16 protein-coding genes are annotated in these 16,684 nt (G+C 52.3%); 2 read left to right on the top strand and 14 right to left on the bottom strand.

The window, feature by feature from the left end; all coding sequences use genetic code 11:
- Positions 1-72: 72 nt before the first annotated feature.
- From E0E37_RS03600 to E0E37_RS03655, 12 genes are all read right to left on the bottom strand, one after another.
- A complete protein-coding gene (locus tag E0E37_RS03600; protein WP_130861600.1) occupies positions 73-1,227 on the bottom strand; it encodes an iron-containing alcohol dehydrogenase in 1,155 nt (384 codons plus the stop codon).
- A 1-nt stretch (position 1,228) separates the two neighbouring features.
- Positions 1,229-2,011, bottom strand: a complete 783-nt coding sequence (locus E0E37_RS03605; protein WP_130861601.1) for an HpcH/HpaI aldolase family protein — start codon at positions 2,009-2,011, stop codon at positions 1,229-1,231.
- Positions 2,011-3,216, bottom strand: coding sequence for a pyridoxal phosphate-dependent aminotransferase (locus tag E0E37_RS03610; RefSeq protein WP_130861602.1), 1,206 nt, complete (start codon positions 3,214-3,216; stop codon positions 2,011-2,013). The genes E0E37_RS03605 and E0E37_RS03610 overlap by 1 nt, the downstream gene beginning before the upstream one ends.
- A 96-nt stretch (positions 3,217-3,312) precedes the next feature.
- Complete coding sequence (locus tag E0E37_RS03615; RefSeq protein WP_130861603.1) at positions 3,313-4,563, bottom strand: dicarboxylate/amino acid:cation symporter; 1,251 nt, start codon at positions 4,561-4,563, stop codon at positions 3,313-3,315.
- A 343-nt stretch (positions 4,564-4,906) separates the two neighbouring features.
- On the bottom strand, positions 4,907-5,554 hold the full coding sequence (locus tag E0E37_RS03620; RefSeq protein WP_130861604.1) for a GntR family transcriptional regulator: 648 nt from the start codon (positions 5,552-5,554) through the stop codon (positions 4,907-4,909).
- Positions 5,555-5,660: 106 nt separating this feature from the next.
- The gene (locus E0E37_RS03625; RefSeq protein WP_130861605.1) at positions 5,661-5,906 is read right to left on the bottom strand and encodes a hypothetical protein; all 246 of its coding nucleotides are present in this window, start codon (positions 5,904-5,906) and stop codon (positions 5,661-5,663) included.
- A 23-nt stretch (positions 5,907-5,929) separates the two neighbouring features.
- Positions 5,930-7,330: an MATE family efflux transporter gene (locus tag E0E37_RS03630; RefSeq protein WP_130861606.1), complete on the bottom strand. Its 1,401-nt coding sequence runs from the start codon at positions 7,328-7,330 to the stop codon at positions 5,930-5,932.
- A gap of 104 nt (positions 7,331-7,434) precedes the next feature.
- A complete protein-coding gene (locus E0E37_RS03635) occupies positions 7,435-8,943 on the bottom strand; it encodes an APC family permease (protein ID WP_130861607.1) in 1,509 nt (502 codons plus the stop codon).
- Between the two features lie 221 nt (positions 8,944-9,164).
- On the bottom strand, positions 9,165-9,386 hold the full coding sequence (locus tag E0E37_RS03640) for a PF20097 family protein (protein WP_130861608.1): 222 nt from the start codon (positions 9,384-9,386) through the stop codon (positions 9,165-9,167).
- Positions 9,387-9,653: 267 nt separating this feature from the next.
- Positions 9,654-10,904 (bottom strand): M20/M25/M40 family metallo-hydrolase, encoded by a 1,251-nt coding sequence (locus tag E0E37_RS03645; protein ID WP_165445185.1) that lies wholly within the window; start codon positions 10,902-10,904, stop codon positions 9,654-9,656.
- Between the two features lie 35 nt (positions 10,905-10,939).
- Complete coding sequence (locus E0E37_RS03650) at positions 10,940-12,307, bottom strand: YjiH family protein (protein WP_130861610.1); 1,368 nt, start codon at positions 12,305-12,307, stop codon at positions 10,940-10,942.
- A gap of 21 nt (positions 12,308-12,328) precedes the next feature.
- Positions 12,329-13,894, bottom strand: a complete 1,566-nt coding sequence (locus tag E0E37_RS03655) for an L-lactate permease (protein ID WP_165445186.1) — start codon at positions 13,892-13,894, stop codon at positions 12,329-12,331.
- 204 nt (positions 13,895-14,098) lie between these two features.
- Between E0E37_RS03655 and E0E37_RS03660 the strand changes: the two genes are divergently transcribed.
- Entirely contained in the window at positions 14,099-14,566 is a 468-nt protein-coding gene (locus E0E37_RS03660; RefSeq protein ID WP_130861612.1) for an Lrp/AsnC family transcriptional regulator, read from the top strand.
- Positions 14,567-15,116: 550 nt separating this feature from the next.
- On the opposite strand, the gene E0E37_RS19210 is transcribed toward E0E37_RS03660, so the two are convergent.
- Together E0E37_RS19210 and E0E37_RS19215 are read right to left on the bottom strand one after the other, a co-directional pair.
- Positions 15,117-15,296, bottom strand: a complete 180-nt coding sequence (locus E0E37_RS19210) for a M81 family metallopeptidase (RefSeq protein WP_130861646.1) — start codon at positions 15,294-15,296, stop codon at positions 15,117-15,119.
- Positions 15,224-15,403, bottom strand: a complete 180-nt coding sequence (locus tag E0E37_RS19215) for a M81 family metallopeptidase (protein ID WP_408608641.1) — start codon at positions 15,401-15,403, stop codon at positions 15,224-15,226. The genes E0E37_RS19210 and E0E37_RS19215 overlap by 73 nt, the downstream gene beginning before the upstream one ends.
- Positions 15,404-15,800: 397 nt before the next feature.
- Between E0E37_RS19215 and E0E37_RS03675 the strand changes: the two genes are divergently transcribed.
- On the top strand, positions 15,801-16,679 hold the full coding sequence (locus tag E0E37_RS03675) for a LysR family transcriptional regulator (protein WP_165445189.1): 879 nt from the start codon (positions 15,801-15,803) through the stop codon (positions 16,677-16,679).
- Positions 16,680-16,684 lie beyond the last annotated feature (5 nt).

A 16,684-nucleotide genomic window follows, 5' to 3' on the forward strand; every position in this document is an offset into this window, starting at 1 on the left:
ACGACTGCGCGGATCTGTTCCATCGGTTTTACCGGAAGATGCCGCCGCTGAATGACCAGCTATTGGTTCTTCCTACTTCCACAACGCCTCATAAATTGCAATGATATTTCCCTTCGTGGGCTGGCGCCTGGTATTGGCCGGGCTGCCGCTGGCGATGGCATCATCAGCCATTTTGGAGATGTTTGACACAAAGTCATCTTTACTTACCCCAAACTCCGCCAGCGTCTGCACATCCAGACTTTCACAGAGACTGCAGACGGCCCCTGTGAACGCGTCCGCCCCCTGCCGTTCCGTCATGCCCTCCCGGTAAATACCCGTCTCTTTTGCCAGTTCGCACAGTGGAGTCTCCGCGCCCTCGGCGATAAACTTCAGGCATTCCGGCAGCAGCATGGCGTTGGATAGACCGTGGGGCACGTGGTACAGCGCGCCGATGGGACGGCTCATGCCGTGAACGATGGTCACGGAAGAATTGCTGAAGCTGATCCCCGCTTCCAGCGCAGCCAGCGCCATCTGTTCTCTGGCCTCCATATCGCCGCCGTTGTCATAGGCCCGTTTCAGATAGCCAAAAATTCTCTTTACCGCAGAAACAGCGAAGGAATCTGCCAGCGGAAACGCCTTCCGTGACGTGTACGCTTCCACGGCGTGACACAGCGCGTCGATGCCTGTGGCCGCCGTGACCGCTGGAGGCGCTGTGGCTGTGAAAGCAGGGTCGATGACAGCCAGATCCGGCAGCAATCCCGGTCCCCTCAGAAGCATCTTGACGTCCTTCTCCGTGTCGGTGATGATAGTAAACTGCGTGGCCTCAGAACCGGTCCCCGCGGTTGTGGGGATCGCCACTGAGGGCGGCAGCTCCCAGTCGATCACCGTTCCCATATATTGCGTGATCTCACCGCCGCCGCTGGCGGCGGCGCCGATGGCTTTCATGGAATCCATCGGACTGCCGCCGCCCAGGCCGATGAGGAAATCACAGCTTTCCGCCTGATAGATCTTCACGCCCTCCGCGATCATGAGGTCCGTGGGCTCGCCGGAGATACCGCTGTAAACTGCAAAGCCCACGCCTTCACGCAGAAGGACGTCGGTGACCTTCTTCAGGTTTCCCAGCCTTTCCATAATGGAATCCGTTACGATCAACGCCTTCGTGCCCATGGCTTTTATGTAAGTGCCGCCGGCTTCCAGCGCACCTTCGCCGGATACGATCCTGCCCGGTATTGTAAATAAATTCGCCATCTTATTTTCCCCGTTTCACGCTTTCGCGTACATCATCCACATAATTGCTCAGCGCCTTGGCGATGATCCCCTGGCTGCCCGCCAGGATCAGCTGGACGCCCTCGTCCATCCACTTCTTTGTGGCCTCGACGGTACTGGTAAAGATCCCTGTCTTCTTCCCCGCTTTATGCGCCTTCTCGATGATCAGCCGTATTGTTTTCTGTACCTCCGGATTCCCCGTCTGACCGGGCATGCCCATGGACTGTGAGAGGTCGCTGGGTCCGATGAAGACCAGATCCACATCCTCCACCGCCAGAATTTCATCCAGATTTTCAACAGCTTCCATCGTCTCGATCTGTACCATGATCAGAAGTTCGTCGTTGGATGATCTCAAATGCAGCTCCTGATCGACCCGCACGTTATAATGGGCCGCCCGTGAAGAAAAGGTAAGCCCCCGGTTCCCCTTCGGCGTATAAAGTGCGTGTGATATCACCTGTTCCGCATCCGCTCTAGTGTTGACCATGGGGACCAGTATGCCCGAAGCGCCCCTGTCAAGGGCCTTTAAAATATCCTGACGCTGAAAACTGGGAACCCGGACAAACGCCGCCGTGTCCCCACACTCGGCGGCGCGGATCTGCCCTTCCAGCAATCCCGGATAAAGCCCGCCGTGCTCCGCGTCCAACACTACAAAATCAAATCCTGCATAGCCCAGTATTTCTGTGATCTCCGGTGCATCGTAGCCCTGAAAGGCTCCCAATACCGTTTCGCCGCGCATCAATCTTTCTTTTACCTCGTTCTTTTTCATTATTTCTCCCCTCTGAGTTCGTCGCAGAACTCCTTTAACTTCTCTAATCCATCTGAGATCTGACTTTCTGATGTGGCGTAAGAAATGCGGATGTGGCCCTTAAAATTCTCGCTGAAGCCGGAGGCCGGAACCACCGCCACACCCTTTTCTCTGATCAGCCGCTCCGCAAATTCGCCGTCCGACAGACCGAATTTCGAGATGTCGATCAGGGTGTAAAAGGCTCCCTGAGAAGGCACATAGCGTATCCCTTCGATGGCATCCAGTTTTTCATACAGAAGATTCCTCCGCTTTTCAAAAGTAGCCCGCATGTTTTCTACCTGCTGCAGACAGGATTCCTCCAGCATAGATCTGGCGGTACCGATCTGGATAAATGTGGGTACGCAGGTGGTGGTATACTGATGTACCTTCAAAATTGCCTGGATCCACTTTTCGTCGGCTACTATGTACCCTAAACGCCATCCGGTCATGGCATACGCTTTCGAAAACCCGTTTATCGTGATCACATGCTCCCGGAATTCCGGCACAGATGCCAGCGAAAGACAAGACCTTCCATCATAGACGATCTGGTCATAGATCTCGTCGGACAGGATCATAATATCGTTTTCAACTGCCAGTTTTCCAATCTCCATCAAATCTTCGGGACGAAATACCACGCCCGAGGGGTTATGGGGGTTATTCAACACGATCATTCTCGTGCGGTCGGTAATTTTCTCTTTCAGCTCGCTGATCTGGATCTGATAACCGTTTTCCGGCTTCAGCGGTACCTCTACCACTTCAGCCCCCGCCATCTTAATCGTATTCTCATAAAACATGAATGCGGGAGTAAGAATGATGACCTCGTCACCCTCGTTTACCACCGCCATGATCCCGGCGAATACAGCTTCCGCCGCGCCCACGGTCACGATGATATTCTTCGCTGGATCCGCCTCCACGCCATTCCTTTTCTTCAGCAGCTCTGCAATCTTATTCCGCAGTCCTATGTCGCCCAGATTGGAAGCGTAATGCGTCTTCCGCTCATCACGCAGCGCTGTTACCGAATTGCTCACGATCAGATCCGGCGTATCAAAATCTGGTTCTCCGATCTCAAAATGAACGATATCACGTCCCTGGGACTGAAGCTCGTTGGCCAGATTCAGGACCCGTCTAACCGGAGAAAATTTCACGTTATCCAGTCTGTGCGCCGGACCTCTTTTCTGTCTTTCCATTTCGATTCCCCTTCTTTCATTTTAAAAACTTCGCTCAAGTCTCTCGCTCAAAACCACCTGTTCTTCCTGATATCAGTTCTGCCGCCGGCTGCGTTCTCATGCGGCTTTCCCATCTTTCCCGCTCCCTGTCTCCCAGACGCTTCTGTCAAGCACCTTCTCAAGCTGACTTACTGTCGTAGTGCAGGCCAGATCGCCCAGAATGTTCACAGGCGTCATTCCCATGTCGATGAGACGGTAGACCGCAATGACCAGAGCGTAAGCCTCAGTCGGTATGCCGAACTGGGCCAGAATCGCCAGTGTAAAGACAATGGCGCTTCCTGGCATGCCCGCCACTCCCACGGCGGTGATGCAAGTAGTAAAAATCAGAGCGAACATTTCGGTTATCGTAAAATCGAGATTGAATACCTGCGCGGAGAACAGCACGCAGACTGCGATGTTGATCGCCGCGCCGTTCAGATTGATGGTTGCGCCCAGCGGAAGAGTGAATCCTGCCACCTCCTCCGGTACACCCAGTTTTTCCGTGGCGGTCCGTATGGTCAGCGGCAGCGTCGCGCTGCTGCTGGTGGTGCTCATGGCCATGGAGATCACCGCGCCGCACCGCCTGACAAAAGTCAGTGGATTGACCCTGGCAAAGATCAGCAGCATGCTTCCCATAATGATGAATACTTGAATGAAGAACGACAGATAATCGGTGAGCAGGACTTTCGAGATGGACAAAAGCGCCTCCGGGCCATAGGACGCTCCGGTCACCGCCATCAGCGAGAACACGCCAAGCGGCACTGTCTTCATCACGATCTCCGTCATTTTGATCAAAGCGCTGACCATGGTCTCAAAGAAATCTGTGACCGGTTTTTTCTTTTCGCCAAGCAGCACCAGGGAAACACCCAGAAAGACCGCAAATACGATGATCTGCATCAGCGTCATATTCGTCAGCGCCTCGAATATATTTTTGGGCACCATTGCGATCAGCGTACTTCCGATGGTAGGAACTGCTTTGTCTGAGACGACAGCCTCCTGCAGCTCCATGGTGAACCCCCGGCCCGGTCCCACCAGACCCGCGATCCCTAGACCCACCAGCGCAGCCATGATCGTGGTCACCGCGTACAATCCCACTGTTTTTAATCCGATCCGACCTGTTTTTTTCAGGTCGCTCATGCTGGCTACTCCCATGACGATCGAACAGAAGATAAAGGGCGTAGCTACCATGAACAGAAGATTGACAAAGATCTGCCCGATGGTGTCAAAAAACGGAACGATCGTTTCTCCCGCGATGACGCCAAAGATATAGCCGATGATCATCGCCACTATCGCCTTCGTTGTCAGCGACATCTTTTTTACTCTTTCCATATTTTCCTCCTTTAAATGATTGCAGAGAGCCGGCTGCCGCCCTCCATCACTGTCTGGAGAACGGACGAACTAATTTAATATTTATTTCCGAACTGATTGTATTATATTCAGAAAACTTTGTCAACCAAAAACAACTTATAAAACATAAAAAGTTTTTTCAACAATACGATTCGTACACACCGCCGATCTATCACATTTGCCATCCATGATTCCGTGTGGTTTCCCACCGCTCGGCGCATATGAAAAAGAGCCTTTTCCGCTCCCTGTATTAAAACAGGAAACAGAAAAGGCTCTTCTGTCCGTATCGCTCACCGTCTTCGCCGCTGTGCTCTGTCCCTTTCCATCAGACATAATCCATTTTTTTCAGATTAATTACATCGTTCGCCACACTGATAATGTGATTCCTCATGCTCTGCTCCGCCAGATCTTTATCCTTTGACAAAATTGCATCCACGATGAGCATGTGCTCGTCAAAGGTAGTCTGCGCCCTGGACGGAGCGTAACGCGACAACAGCATGATACGGTTCAGCTGCGCAGTTATATTCAGTACGTATTTCATCAACAGCTCATTACCTGTAGATTTCAGAATCTGATTGTGAAGCTGCCTGCCCAGCATAAAGCTTTTCTCCTGATATTCCTCTTCCTCCAGATTCGGGATCGCTTCCAGCTTCCGCTTTAAATCCATCGCCACCTCCGGATCCATGCGGTCGCAGGCCAGTCGCACGGCGAAACCCTCCAACGCCTCTCTCACTTCTGAGATCTTGACGATATCGTCCGCGTCCAGTGTGGCCACCATCACGCCCTTATTGGGAAAGGCGTGAACGTATCCTTCGTTTTCAAGTTTGGTCAGCGCTTCCCGCACAGGAGTCCTGCTGATATTCAGCTCAGCTGCCAGGCTGTATTCATTTATCATCTCACTGGGACCTAACTGTCCATTCAGTATCATCTCCTGTATCTTTTCATATGCGATATCTTTCATCCGTTTGCGCATTTATTCTCTCCTGTTCGCCAAATCTCAATCTATATCTTTTAATATACATTAAGCAGCAGGTTCAGCGCAAGGCGAAACACATTTTTTCCCTGTTGCGATTCTTACTTCACAGATCCTGGATGTTCATCTTGTCCACTTCCCTGTTCCGCTTTTTCTTTCCCCTGCACACCGCATAGATAAGCAGCAGTATGATCGCCGGAACGCTCATGGTGAAAAACGGCACAATTGCTGCCGCCGCATCGCCGGCAGTTACCGGCCCCACAAAGGCCAGGAATCCAAAAGCGCCCATAGCGGCCCGCAGCAATATGATACCGGGCAGGATCAGCCCCGGCCGCCAGCTAATTAAAGTCAATCGTTATTTTTATTTTATCATTCTTAAACTCCCCATTGCCTGCGCCGGCTCCGGTTCCCCCTTTTCTCAGACCCGGACAGTCTTCCCGTATTTCTGCAGGGGCTCCGGTATTCCGCGCTGAGATAAAAGCAGCACAGGGCAAGGGAAAACAGCGTGGCGGCAGGCGCCGCCGCTCCCACCGGAGCCAGTACGGCGGACTTACGGCTCAGAAGGAAAGAAAAGGGGATCCTCACTACGAATGTGGAGGCCAGACTGTGAAGAAGCGGAAACAGCGGCCGGTCGCTGCCGCTGAAATAGGCGTTCATGCAAAACACAAAACTGACCAGTATGCAGTCGGGACTGTAAGTCTTCAGATATCCCGCTCCCGCTGCAATGACCTCCTGATCCGATGTAAAAAGCCCCATCAGCCCTGTTGCGTCCAGCTGGGAACACACGAAGAATCCGGTCCCAAACAGCAGAGACAGCAGGATCCCTGTGCAAAGGCACCGGCGCGCCCGCTGCGGCATGCCCGCGCCATAGTTCTGAGCAGCCGCCACCGCCACTGCGGAGGCAAAAGCTGTGGCCGGAAGCATGCTGAAAACGATCAGCTTTTCTACCACGCCAACTGCGGCGGAAGCCGTCACGCCCATCCCGTTGATGATCGCCGTTATGATGAGAAACGATAGATTGACCAGTCCGTCCTGCAGCGCCACCGGTATGCCTATTTTCAGAATATGCGCCGCCTCGCCGAGGGATACGGCAGGTCTGCCCCGCATCAATTTCCCCACATATCCTTTCCGGACCAGATAGACGAAGGCCAGCGCCAGACTGGCTCCCTGGGCGATCACCGTCGATATCGCCGCCCCCGGCGCTCCCATGCGAAACCACCCCACGAACAGCAGATCCGTGGAGACGTTGATCCCGCACGCGGCCATCATGAAAAAGAGCGGCGTTCTGGAGTCCCCCAACCCGCGGAGTATACCGCTGACCGCGTTGAAGCAAACAATAAATACAATGCCGCAGGCGCAGATCCCCAGATATTCTTTTGTCACCGCCAACGCCTCCCCCGGCACCCTCATCATCCGGCATACCGGCTCCACATAAGCCAGCACGCCCGCTGTGAAGAACAGCGACAGAAAGGCGAAAAGCGCCAGGGATGTGACGGCCGCGCCGGCTGTGGCCCGGCTGCTGCGCTCCCCGAAGTGTCTGGCGACTACCACCGTCCCGCCGGTGGTCAATCCGATGGCCAGACCTGTGATCATCTGCATGATCTGGCCTCCCGTGGCCGCTGCAGACACGCCGGCCGAATCAGAAAAATGTCCTACCATGAACAGATCCGACGCGCCGTACAGAGCCTGCAGTATATTCGACATTAAAAAAGGCATTGAAAACCGGATGATCGCCGCGAACACGTTTCCTTCAGTCAGCCCGCCCCGTCTCTCCATCTGCATTCCCCCTCGCACAAGCATTCCTTCTAATTTATGCGCGGTCTGAAGAGATCATGTCGGAGGATCGGTGAAGCAGCAGGAATTTACCGACGGCTCCTGTTCTAAGCCGTCAGGTACATGATCAGATAAAGTGCGATCACGAGAAACACCGCTGCGGCTACCACGTTCCGCCACCGGCGAAACTCACGGTCCAGCTGAAACAGCTCCTCTTCCCCGGGAAGCGGCGGCAGCGGCGGCAGATCGGGCAGCGGGCGCGTTTCTCCGCGCAATATCCCCTTCCCGGTGCCCCGCTTTCCCAGCAGGTAATAGCCCAGTCCCAGGGCGCACCAAATGATTCCCGCCAGTATGCCGCCCCTGTCCAGCTGCGTCATCATCAGCAGGTAGACGGCCATGCTGACCGGGACTCCCACCTTGAAAAACGGCGCCCGGTACGGCCGTTCCAGTTCCGGTCTGCGTCTGCGCAGTCCCCAGGCGGCCGCAATGCCGATGACATAGTAAAAGAGAGTCGCAAAGAGCGATAAGGATGCGATATACGCGATGGAACCGGTTCCAATAAGCAAAAGTACCAACGCGCCCAGCCCCAGAGACGCGATCCAGGGCGTACGGTATACGGGATGGATCCTGGAAAAAATTGCAGGCGCGTTTCCCTCCCGCGCCATGGTGTAGAGATAGCGCGCCGGCGCGCTCATGCTGGCGTTCAATGTAGAAAAGTCTCCTCCAAAAGCGACGCCCGCGCAGAGAAGGATCAACGGTAGTCCCGTCAGCCCGGCTTGCTTCATCCCCTCCGCAAAGGGAGCGGCCGCCTCCGCTACTTTCCCCAGCCCTGAGCTGTCTGCAATGCACAGGAGCGCCCACTGAAAAAAGCCATTTACCGCAAAGACGATAAAAGGAGCCAGCATCAGCGCTCTGGGAAGATTTTTCTGCGGACAGCGGATCTCCTCACCCATGGCGCAGCACGTCTCAAATCCTGCAAAACACCACCAGATCATAGCTGCCGCCGGCAGAAAGCCTCCGATCTCTGCAGTCATTCCCTCTGCAAAGACGCTATTGTCCAGAGAAGGCAATATGCTCACAAGCCAGACCGCGGCCACGCCCCAGAAAAAAAACAGAAAGCCATTCTGCATCCGTCCTGTCAGCTCCGCGCCTCTGACGCTTAACAACAGAAACGCCCCGGCGGCAGCGCAGGCCAGAGCCGTATCTCCAAGCGGAATGGAGATCCCAAGTCCCTCAAATAATGTGCGCATGTAAAAGCTGAACGCCAGAGCCTCTCCGCTGGCCACCGCCGCCATGGAAATGATGAAATTCCAGCCCGCCAGCATGCCCCACAGCTCTCCCAGCCCCAATGAAGCGTACTGATAGGTCCCTCCCGCAAAGGGCAGCGCCGCGCTCATCTCCGCGTAGAGCATAGACGGATAGACGCTCACAGCCAGCGCCGCCAGCGTGGCCCAGAATACTCCCGGCCCCATCATGCCGGCCACATTCCCTCCAACCGTAAACAAGCCCACTCCGATCACCGTTCCCACAGTAATCGTGATCGACTCTTTTAACCCAAAACAGCGTTTCAGACCGGCGCCGTTTTCCGGATGATCCTTCGTTACAATAGTTCCCATTCATTCCCTCCATTTTTGCTTGATGTATTACACTATGCAGATGGAGGTCGTCCCGTTACCCTGTGTCAGATGCCTTCCGGCATATTTCCCACTACGGCGGAGACAAAAAGATCCTCAGAGCGCGCTTGCCTTCCAAGGCGCTCTGAGGATCTTTTTATTGATCTCTGCCTAACGGTCATGTACACATGATCCGCCCGGCAAAGAGATAAAAGAGATATGGATCACTCTTCATTCCCGTATTTTTCTTTCCATATTAGGCACTCACACTTATCACAATAATAAGCAGGAGAACGGTTGGAAAACACTCCTGCAATTTTTATATCTTTTTTATCCAGCGGATTTTTGTATACGAAAACAGATTTCTCATTTTCAGAAAAGATGACGCCTTGTCCGCCCTGAATGTAGCCGGCTCTCATATCTTCCTTACAATATGGACATTTCACAGAAACACCTCCACAAAATCCCGTTGATCTTTACGCTTCAGAATACAGATCGACTTCCGTATCGTCCCTTACAGGTTTAATTTTAACGGCACTTTCATCATATCACATTCATCCCGCAGTTCAACAATTTATTGGGGATCTTACTGGGCGCCCAATGTTATTGTAGGCACCCAGTATGGAAACGAATGGGTCTTTGAAAAACGTCTCAACAACCGGATCTGCGGGAAAAGAGAACGCACTATCTTCCTATTCCTGCAGTTGCTTCTTTTAGATCTTTGGCGTCAGATAATCCAGGGCCGACATTACGAAAACTGCGGTCAGATCCACCAGCTCGTCCACAGACACATACTCGTCCTCCCGTCCCGCGTTGTGCGCCGTCAGGCCGCAGTTGACCGCGGGGACGCCCCGCTGGCGATAATAGGCCGAATCGCTGGCGCCTACTCTGCACGTGACCGTCACCGGACTGCGAAAAACAATATCGCAGTTTTGTCTGACCACATTCACCACAGGTTCTGCCGGCTCCGTCCAATTCGGCTCCACAGCATCCACGATCCGATAGCTGAGACCGCGGTTTTCTCCGCATACTCTGCCAAGAATATCCGTGATGTCTTTTGTCGTAAACCCGCAGGGGATCCGTATATCCAGTCCTGCCACGGCTTGATCGGGAATGAGATTGACAGCGCTTCCGCCTTTTATATAGCCCAGATTAGAAGTGATGGAACGCAGAATTTCCGCTTCCCCTTTCAGACCGTAGTGCTCCAGCACGGGGGCGGACGCTGCAATGAGGCTGTCCAGCTCCGACGATCCCTGGCTTTCCTGCAGCTTCCTCAGGGTCTCCCCGATCTCCTTTATCCCCCGTATCAATCGTTCCGCCGCGTTGATCCCCTGGTGCACAAAGGCTCCGTGACCGCCTTTGCCTTCCGCGCGTATCTCCGTCCACACCAGCCCCTTTTCCCCGATACGGATAATACAGGGCGAGCCCATGTCCCCATTTATCACACTGTCCGCAGTCGTTTCCGGGATCTCTTCCAGCAGATATTTCGTGCCGTAAGTTCCTCCCCGCTGCTCGTCACCTACCAGGATCAGTCTCAGTTCGCCGCGCCATTCTTCCCTGCGCTCCCACAGGCAGATCAATGTAAACAGATAGGCGGCCACCGCCCCCTTCATGTCCGCGGCGCCTCTCCCGTACAGCCACTTATCATCCTCCAGTTCCCCTTCGGGTTTTCGCGTCCACAGAGACCTGTCCCCCACCGGAAACGTGTCCAGATGCCCGTTGAAAGCCAGTGTTTTTCCTTCGCCGCTTCCCTTCACGGAAACGATCAGATTTTCGATCCTGCCTTTTTTGACACAGGACTTCCATGTGACCCCCTCTCTTCCGGACAGCGTCTTTTTAATAAAATCCGTTATTGCCGACGTATCCTCCTGCTCTGTTTCACAGGGAATTTTCAACAGTTCCAGAGCCAGCGACAGGATCTCGCTTCTGCGGCTTCGCACTTCGTTTATGACAGTCTCTCTCATATACCACCACTCCATTTATCAATAGGCACGATCGATCAGAAAAATAGATTTGTAACCAGGACGATCAGCGGCAGGGCGATCAGCGTCTTTTCTATAAACAGGATGATCAGGTGCCCCAGCTTCACAGGGATGCTGGAGCCCAGGAGCACTGCACCCATCTCCGAAAGATAAATGATCTGGACCAGAGACAGGACCCCCAGTATGAATTTTGTTCTGACGGAGGTCAGACCGGAAGCAACGATGGCCGGAAGGAACATGTCCGCAAATCCCACGATCGTGGCCGGCGCTCCGGCGAAAGCCTCCTCCACGCCCAGCAGGTTCAGGTAATAACCCATCGGCATGGATATCCACTGAAAGATCGGCGTATATTCGGTGAGGATCAGCGCAGTCACGCCGATGGTCATTACGATAGGAGCCAGAGTCATCAGTAAATCCAGATACATTTTTGTCCCCGATTTTAGAATATCGACGACGTTTCCGCCTGTCTTCGCTTTTTCTACAGCCATCTGAAGGCCCCAGCGCGCCCGGCTCATCCCATCCGGGATCACTTCCGTATAAGCGGTCTGCTGCGCCCCCTGATAGTAGGAATCGTCAAAGGTGGACAGCGGGGGAATGCGCACCATAATAATGGTGGAAAGGATACCCACCAGACACAGCGTGAGATAAAACTGAGCGAACAGATGCCCTACGTCTAACATGTTGGCAATGACCAGGCAAAAGGGGATCGAGACTACAGAGAACATGGTCGATATGATAGTCGCTTCCCTGCCATTATAATATCCTGTCTCATACTGGCGGATCGTCAGAATAATTCCGGAACTGTTGCCGCCCACCCAGGATGTGAGCAGATCCACTGCCGATCTTCCGGGCAGTTTGAACAGCGGATGAATGAATCTCCTGCATACGGTCCCCGTAAAATCCATGATTCCGTAATCCATGATGAGAGGCAGTGAATAACAGCACACGAAGATCGATACGAGCGTGGTGACCAGAAGCCCGCTCACCGTTCCGCCGGTATTGGGCGACGTGACGATTTCTACTGGCAGCTCAAAAAATATAATGACAGCGAATACGCTGCCCGCAACCCGCAGCAGCAATTGGAGATAGTTGGTATAAAAAATTCCTGACAGAAATTCATTGTCCAGAATCGCTTTTGGTTTAAAAAATTTAGTAATCAGCGTCATCACCATCGACAGCAGTATAAAAAAATAAATGATGACAGACGCGGCGGATCCGATCGCCGCCTTGATCCAGTCGATCAGAATACCGATCGGTATGGTGATGGCCCCGTCCTGCCACACCGGACATAAAAACAGAAACACGCCGATCAACGATGGAATCAGAAATCTCCACAGTTCTCTGGAGCTGATCCTTTTTTCCCTTCCAATTTCATTTTCTTTCATTACCGTTTTCCTCCTTAACCCTCATGTCTGGCATACCAATAACGTAATGAATCCACAGACGGCTCCTATTGCAATGCAGACAGGAGCCATGAACCGCATGACCTTTAATTCCTCTCCTCCTTTCCCTACGATCGACAACCCCAGCACGATATTTCCGGCGGCTACCAGATTTCCCACGGACCCTCCGGCGGTCTGCGCCGCCAGGATCGCCGCCGCGTTCAGTCCCTGCATCTGCGATAAGCGGAGCTGAAGCTCCGTAAACAATATATTAGACGCCATATTGCTGCTGCTTATAAAAGAGCCCAATATGCCGATAAACGGCGATGCAAATCCTACCCAGCCGCCGAATAGTTCTCCGATCCCCGATGCAAGGAAACCGATCTGCCCGCTCCCGCTCATGATTCTGGACATCATGACCAGAAATAACACCGGCCAGACTGCATTGACCGTTTTGCGCCCCGCATTCCTCAGCATCTTCCCCGTATCTTCCCGGCACAGATATTTTTTTCTGCGATAAAACCAGAAGCTTACAGCCACTGCGGTCAACAAGATTGTTCCGGAATGCGTAAATACCGAAACAGCCCCGTATAACGTCCATCCGCCGCCGGGATCCGGAACGGGCATCCCCACTCTGCACCCTTCCAGCGCTGCACTGAACTTCGTTGGCATCACCAGCAAAAATACAATTGCGCTGAGGATAAAAAAGGGGAAACCCATATCGACCACGGGGACGCTGCCAGCGTTGCTGTGGCTGCTGCCGTTTCTGCCACTTCCTCTCTTGCCGCTGACAGGAGTCCGACCGCGGCAAAGACTGCGGTCCCAGACGTACAATACGGCCATTGATGCCGCTGAAGCCAAAAAACACGCCAAACTTTCATTGAAAAAAAGGGCGAATAACAACTGCCCCATACTCTGCACCGAGGAAATCAGCGCGACTGCCATCAGCTCTCGCGCTTTTATCTTTTTACCCTTATAAAGAGCACAGATCAGCAGGCCGCAGATGAAATTGTAGATCCCAAGCAGAATGCACGTATACAAAATCGTCTGACCCATATACACGTCATGTCCATCAGGCAGCTGCAGGAGCATGCTGTTCCATGCGATGCCTAAAGTTCCAAAGGTTCCGCCCCAGGCATGTCCCAAAATACATATGATCACCGCTTTCCGCGGCTCTACGCCCAGCCCTGTCAAAATGGGAGCCGCCACCGCCACCGGTACGCCGAACCCGGTCACCCCCTGCAGGAAGCTGGTGAATACCCAGCCGATCATCAGTATTTGATCGACTTTGTCCTCAATGTGGCTGCCCACCCACTGGCTGAGAGCGGACAGCATTTTGCTTTTTTCCAGCAGTTCATACAAAAGCAGCGCAGAAAACACGACTACCATAATGATAAATGTATTCCACAGACCTTCCAGACAACCGGAAAATAACATCGACAGACTGGCCCCCAGAATACATCGCCCAATGAGAAACGCCAGTATAAAACTAATCAATGCGGCAACACCGATGCTCTTCTTTAAAAAAGACATTGAAAAAATAAATGCGATTATCGGTATGGCGCTGAGCAAACAATAAAGTTCCGTCACGCTGCCCTCGTTTCTTTATTATCGAAATATTTTGCTTTCTATTTGTCTGATATTTTTAAATTATCATTTATTATAGAATTCGTCAATATTATTTTTGAAATTGGCAGAATATTCTTTTCTTTTTTTGATCTGAAATTTGATTGCTTTTCAACCCGTTCCCCTGTAGTATTAAACGTAGATTAACGTAGAAAAGGAGGATCCTCTATGTTTTTAGAAAATATAAAAGCTCTGGACGCCATAGATTGCAGAATACTTGAACTCCTCTCCGAAAACGCCCGCATCTCTTACGTGGATATCGGTGAAATCGTAGGTCTTTCCAGAGTCGCTGTCAAAGCTCGTATTCAGGCTCTCGAAGATAAGGGGATCATCGAGCAGTACACCGTCATCATCAATCCCCAAAAAATCGCAAGCACGTTTTCCGCCTATTTCGAGATCACTCTCGATCCCACAAAATATGAGGAGGCCATCGACTACCTGAAAAAAAATGACTGTATTACACAGATCTATCAGGTACTTGGCAACACGAAATTTCACATTCACGCCATCCTCAACGGTGAAAACGAGGTGGATGCCCTTCTTCAGAATTTCATATACAAAACGCCGGGGTTGAAAGATCTTTACTTTAACTCCATTGTGTCAAGGATCAAAGATATTAAGAACATACGCCTATAATGCAAAAAACGTCAAGAAACAGCCTTTCCGTTCTCTGATTCCCAGATCAAAGTGCTGTGCTATCATCTGATTCCGGCAGCGTTGAGCGAGAAGTATTCGGTTCGCGGGGACGCCCCGCTCACAGAATCAGCCGCCCATGCCTGCCTATCGCACTCTCGGGCTCAGTTTTCCGTGGGGCTGCCGCACTGCCGGGATCAGCCCCTGCCGTTCCATGCCGGACAGCCCCCGGCCCTGCCGCTCCATGCCGGACAGCCGCACTCCCGAGATCAGCCGTCCCCCCTAGTCCAGCTGGCTCTGTAATAGGTGAAAAACCAAAAAAAAATTGCAGATCCCCGAAAACCACACGGAAATCAGCAATATTTTCTCAACATCTGCTTCCAAATAGGGGAAAGCTCACTAAATTATCGGGTTTCACCTATCTGGCGGCTCTTTTTCGGTGAGATCGAGAAAAAAATCTAGATTTGACCTATCTCCTTTCAGAGTCCACCGCCCATCGGCGGCTAACAGACGCTGGGACGCGAAGAATCGGCGTCCTGACACTTATCTTTTCTCAAGCCGGCGGCGCTATGCCGTCGCTTAAACGGACGATCTCCTCCGAAATATTTCCGTGCAGATCCAGACTGATCGTGACCGGCATATCATTTCCCACTATTGTTCTTATCTCAGATAACAGAAAGCTTCCAGATCGGGAATTCCCTCGGCGACGCCGGCTCCATGCAATGCAAAACAGATCCCGTCGCTGTCAGAGAAATTGTCTCTTATCATTTCCAACAATTCACCCGCAGTCTTTCGCAAACAGTCCTCTGTCAACACGGGAGCGGCGTTCTCGATGGCCACGGTGAGGATCAGCTCTCGGCGCCGTATTCTTCCGCTGCAGAGATCATGCCGCTCAGATAGCTGTTAGAATGACGAAACTTCGAGTATTGTCTCCGGATCGTTTTAAAAAAAACGAATCATCTCTTGCCCCGCCGCCGCGATTAAACTAAAATATAGACAACTGATAATTGAAATTTAATTTGTTTTATTTCATCCAGCCGAACGCTGCTGTCAGTCAGTTTTAACCTCAGTAAATCCAACAACCATCTGAGGATAAAGCAGGCTGAAACGGCTTGGATCCAGATATGTCACGATACCGATCAATTTTAATTATTAAAATAATCATCCGTTTAGACAGCATATGTTTACGGCATCGCTTATAAGCGATGCCGTAAAAGAAGAATGGGGGCGCGCTGCAATGGATTTACGAAAATTTGAGGTTTTTTCGCTGGCTGTTCAACTGGGCAATCTCTCGAAGGTGGGCGACGCTCTGGGATACACCCAGTCCGGCGTGTCTCACATGATGAAAAACCTGGAAAACGAATTAGGTTTTAAACTTCTTGTGCGCTCCCGCAGCGGTATCAGACCCACCCCTGAGGGCGAACTTCTGCTGCCTATTATTCAGAAAATGCTAAACTGCAACGAACAGTTTGAACAGACTGCGGCCTCCATCAACGGCCTGAATGTGGGCCGGCTTCGCATCGGCGCCTACGCCAGCGTGGCCTGGCACTGGATGCCCACCATCATCAATACATTCCGCGAGGCCTATCCCGATGTAAAGGTCATGCTCTACGAGGGCGACGCCGACGAGATGGAGGAAAATCTTGAGAAAGGTTTTATCGACTGCGCTTTCATCAGCAAGCAGCCGCACCACACGGCGGATTGGGTCCCTCTGAGAAAGGAATCCCTGGTGGCGATCATTCCTTCCAATCACCCTCTGAAAGATGCGGACGAATTCCCCATCAGCGCGTTCCGGGACGAATCCTTTATTCTGACGGCGAAGGGTCTCGACTACGATGTCAACCGCATATTCTCAACCTACAATATTACTCCCAAAGTCATGTTCAACACGATCAACGATCTGACCACCATTTCTCTGGTTAAGGGCGGCGCAGGCACCAGTATCGTTACGAAACTTTCGATCAAAGACCATCTGAATACCATCTGTTGGAAAAAGCTGAACCCGCCGCAATTCCGGGAGCTGGGAATCCTTCTGCCCTCGCTGTCGGAGGCCTCCCCCGCCATGAAAAAATTTATCGACTGTACCAAGCAGCTGGTGGACAATAATATCGTGTAGCCAAT

It is taken from the genome of Bacilliculturomica massiliensis (genome assembly GCF_900605495.1).
GTDB classification, from domain to species: Bacteria; Bacillota; Clostridia; order Peptostreptococcales; family Anaerovoracaceae; genus Bacilliculturomica; species Bacilliculturomica massiliensis.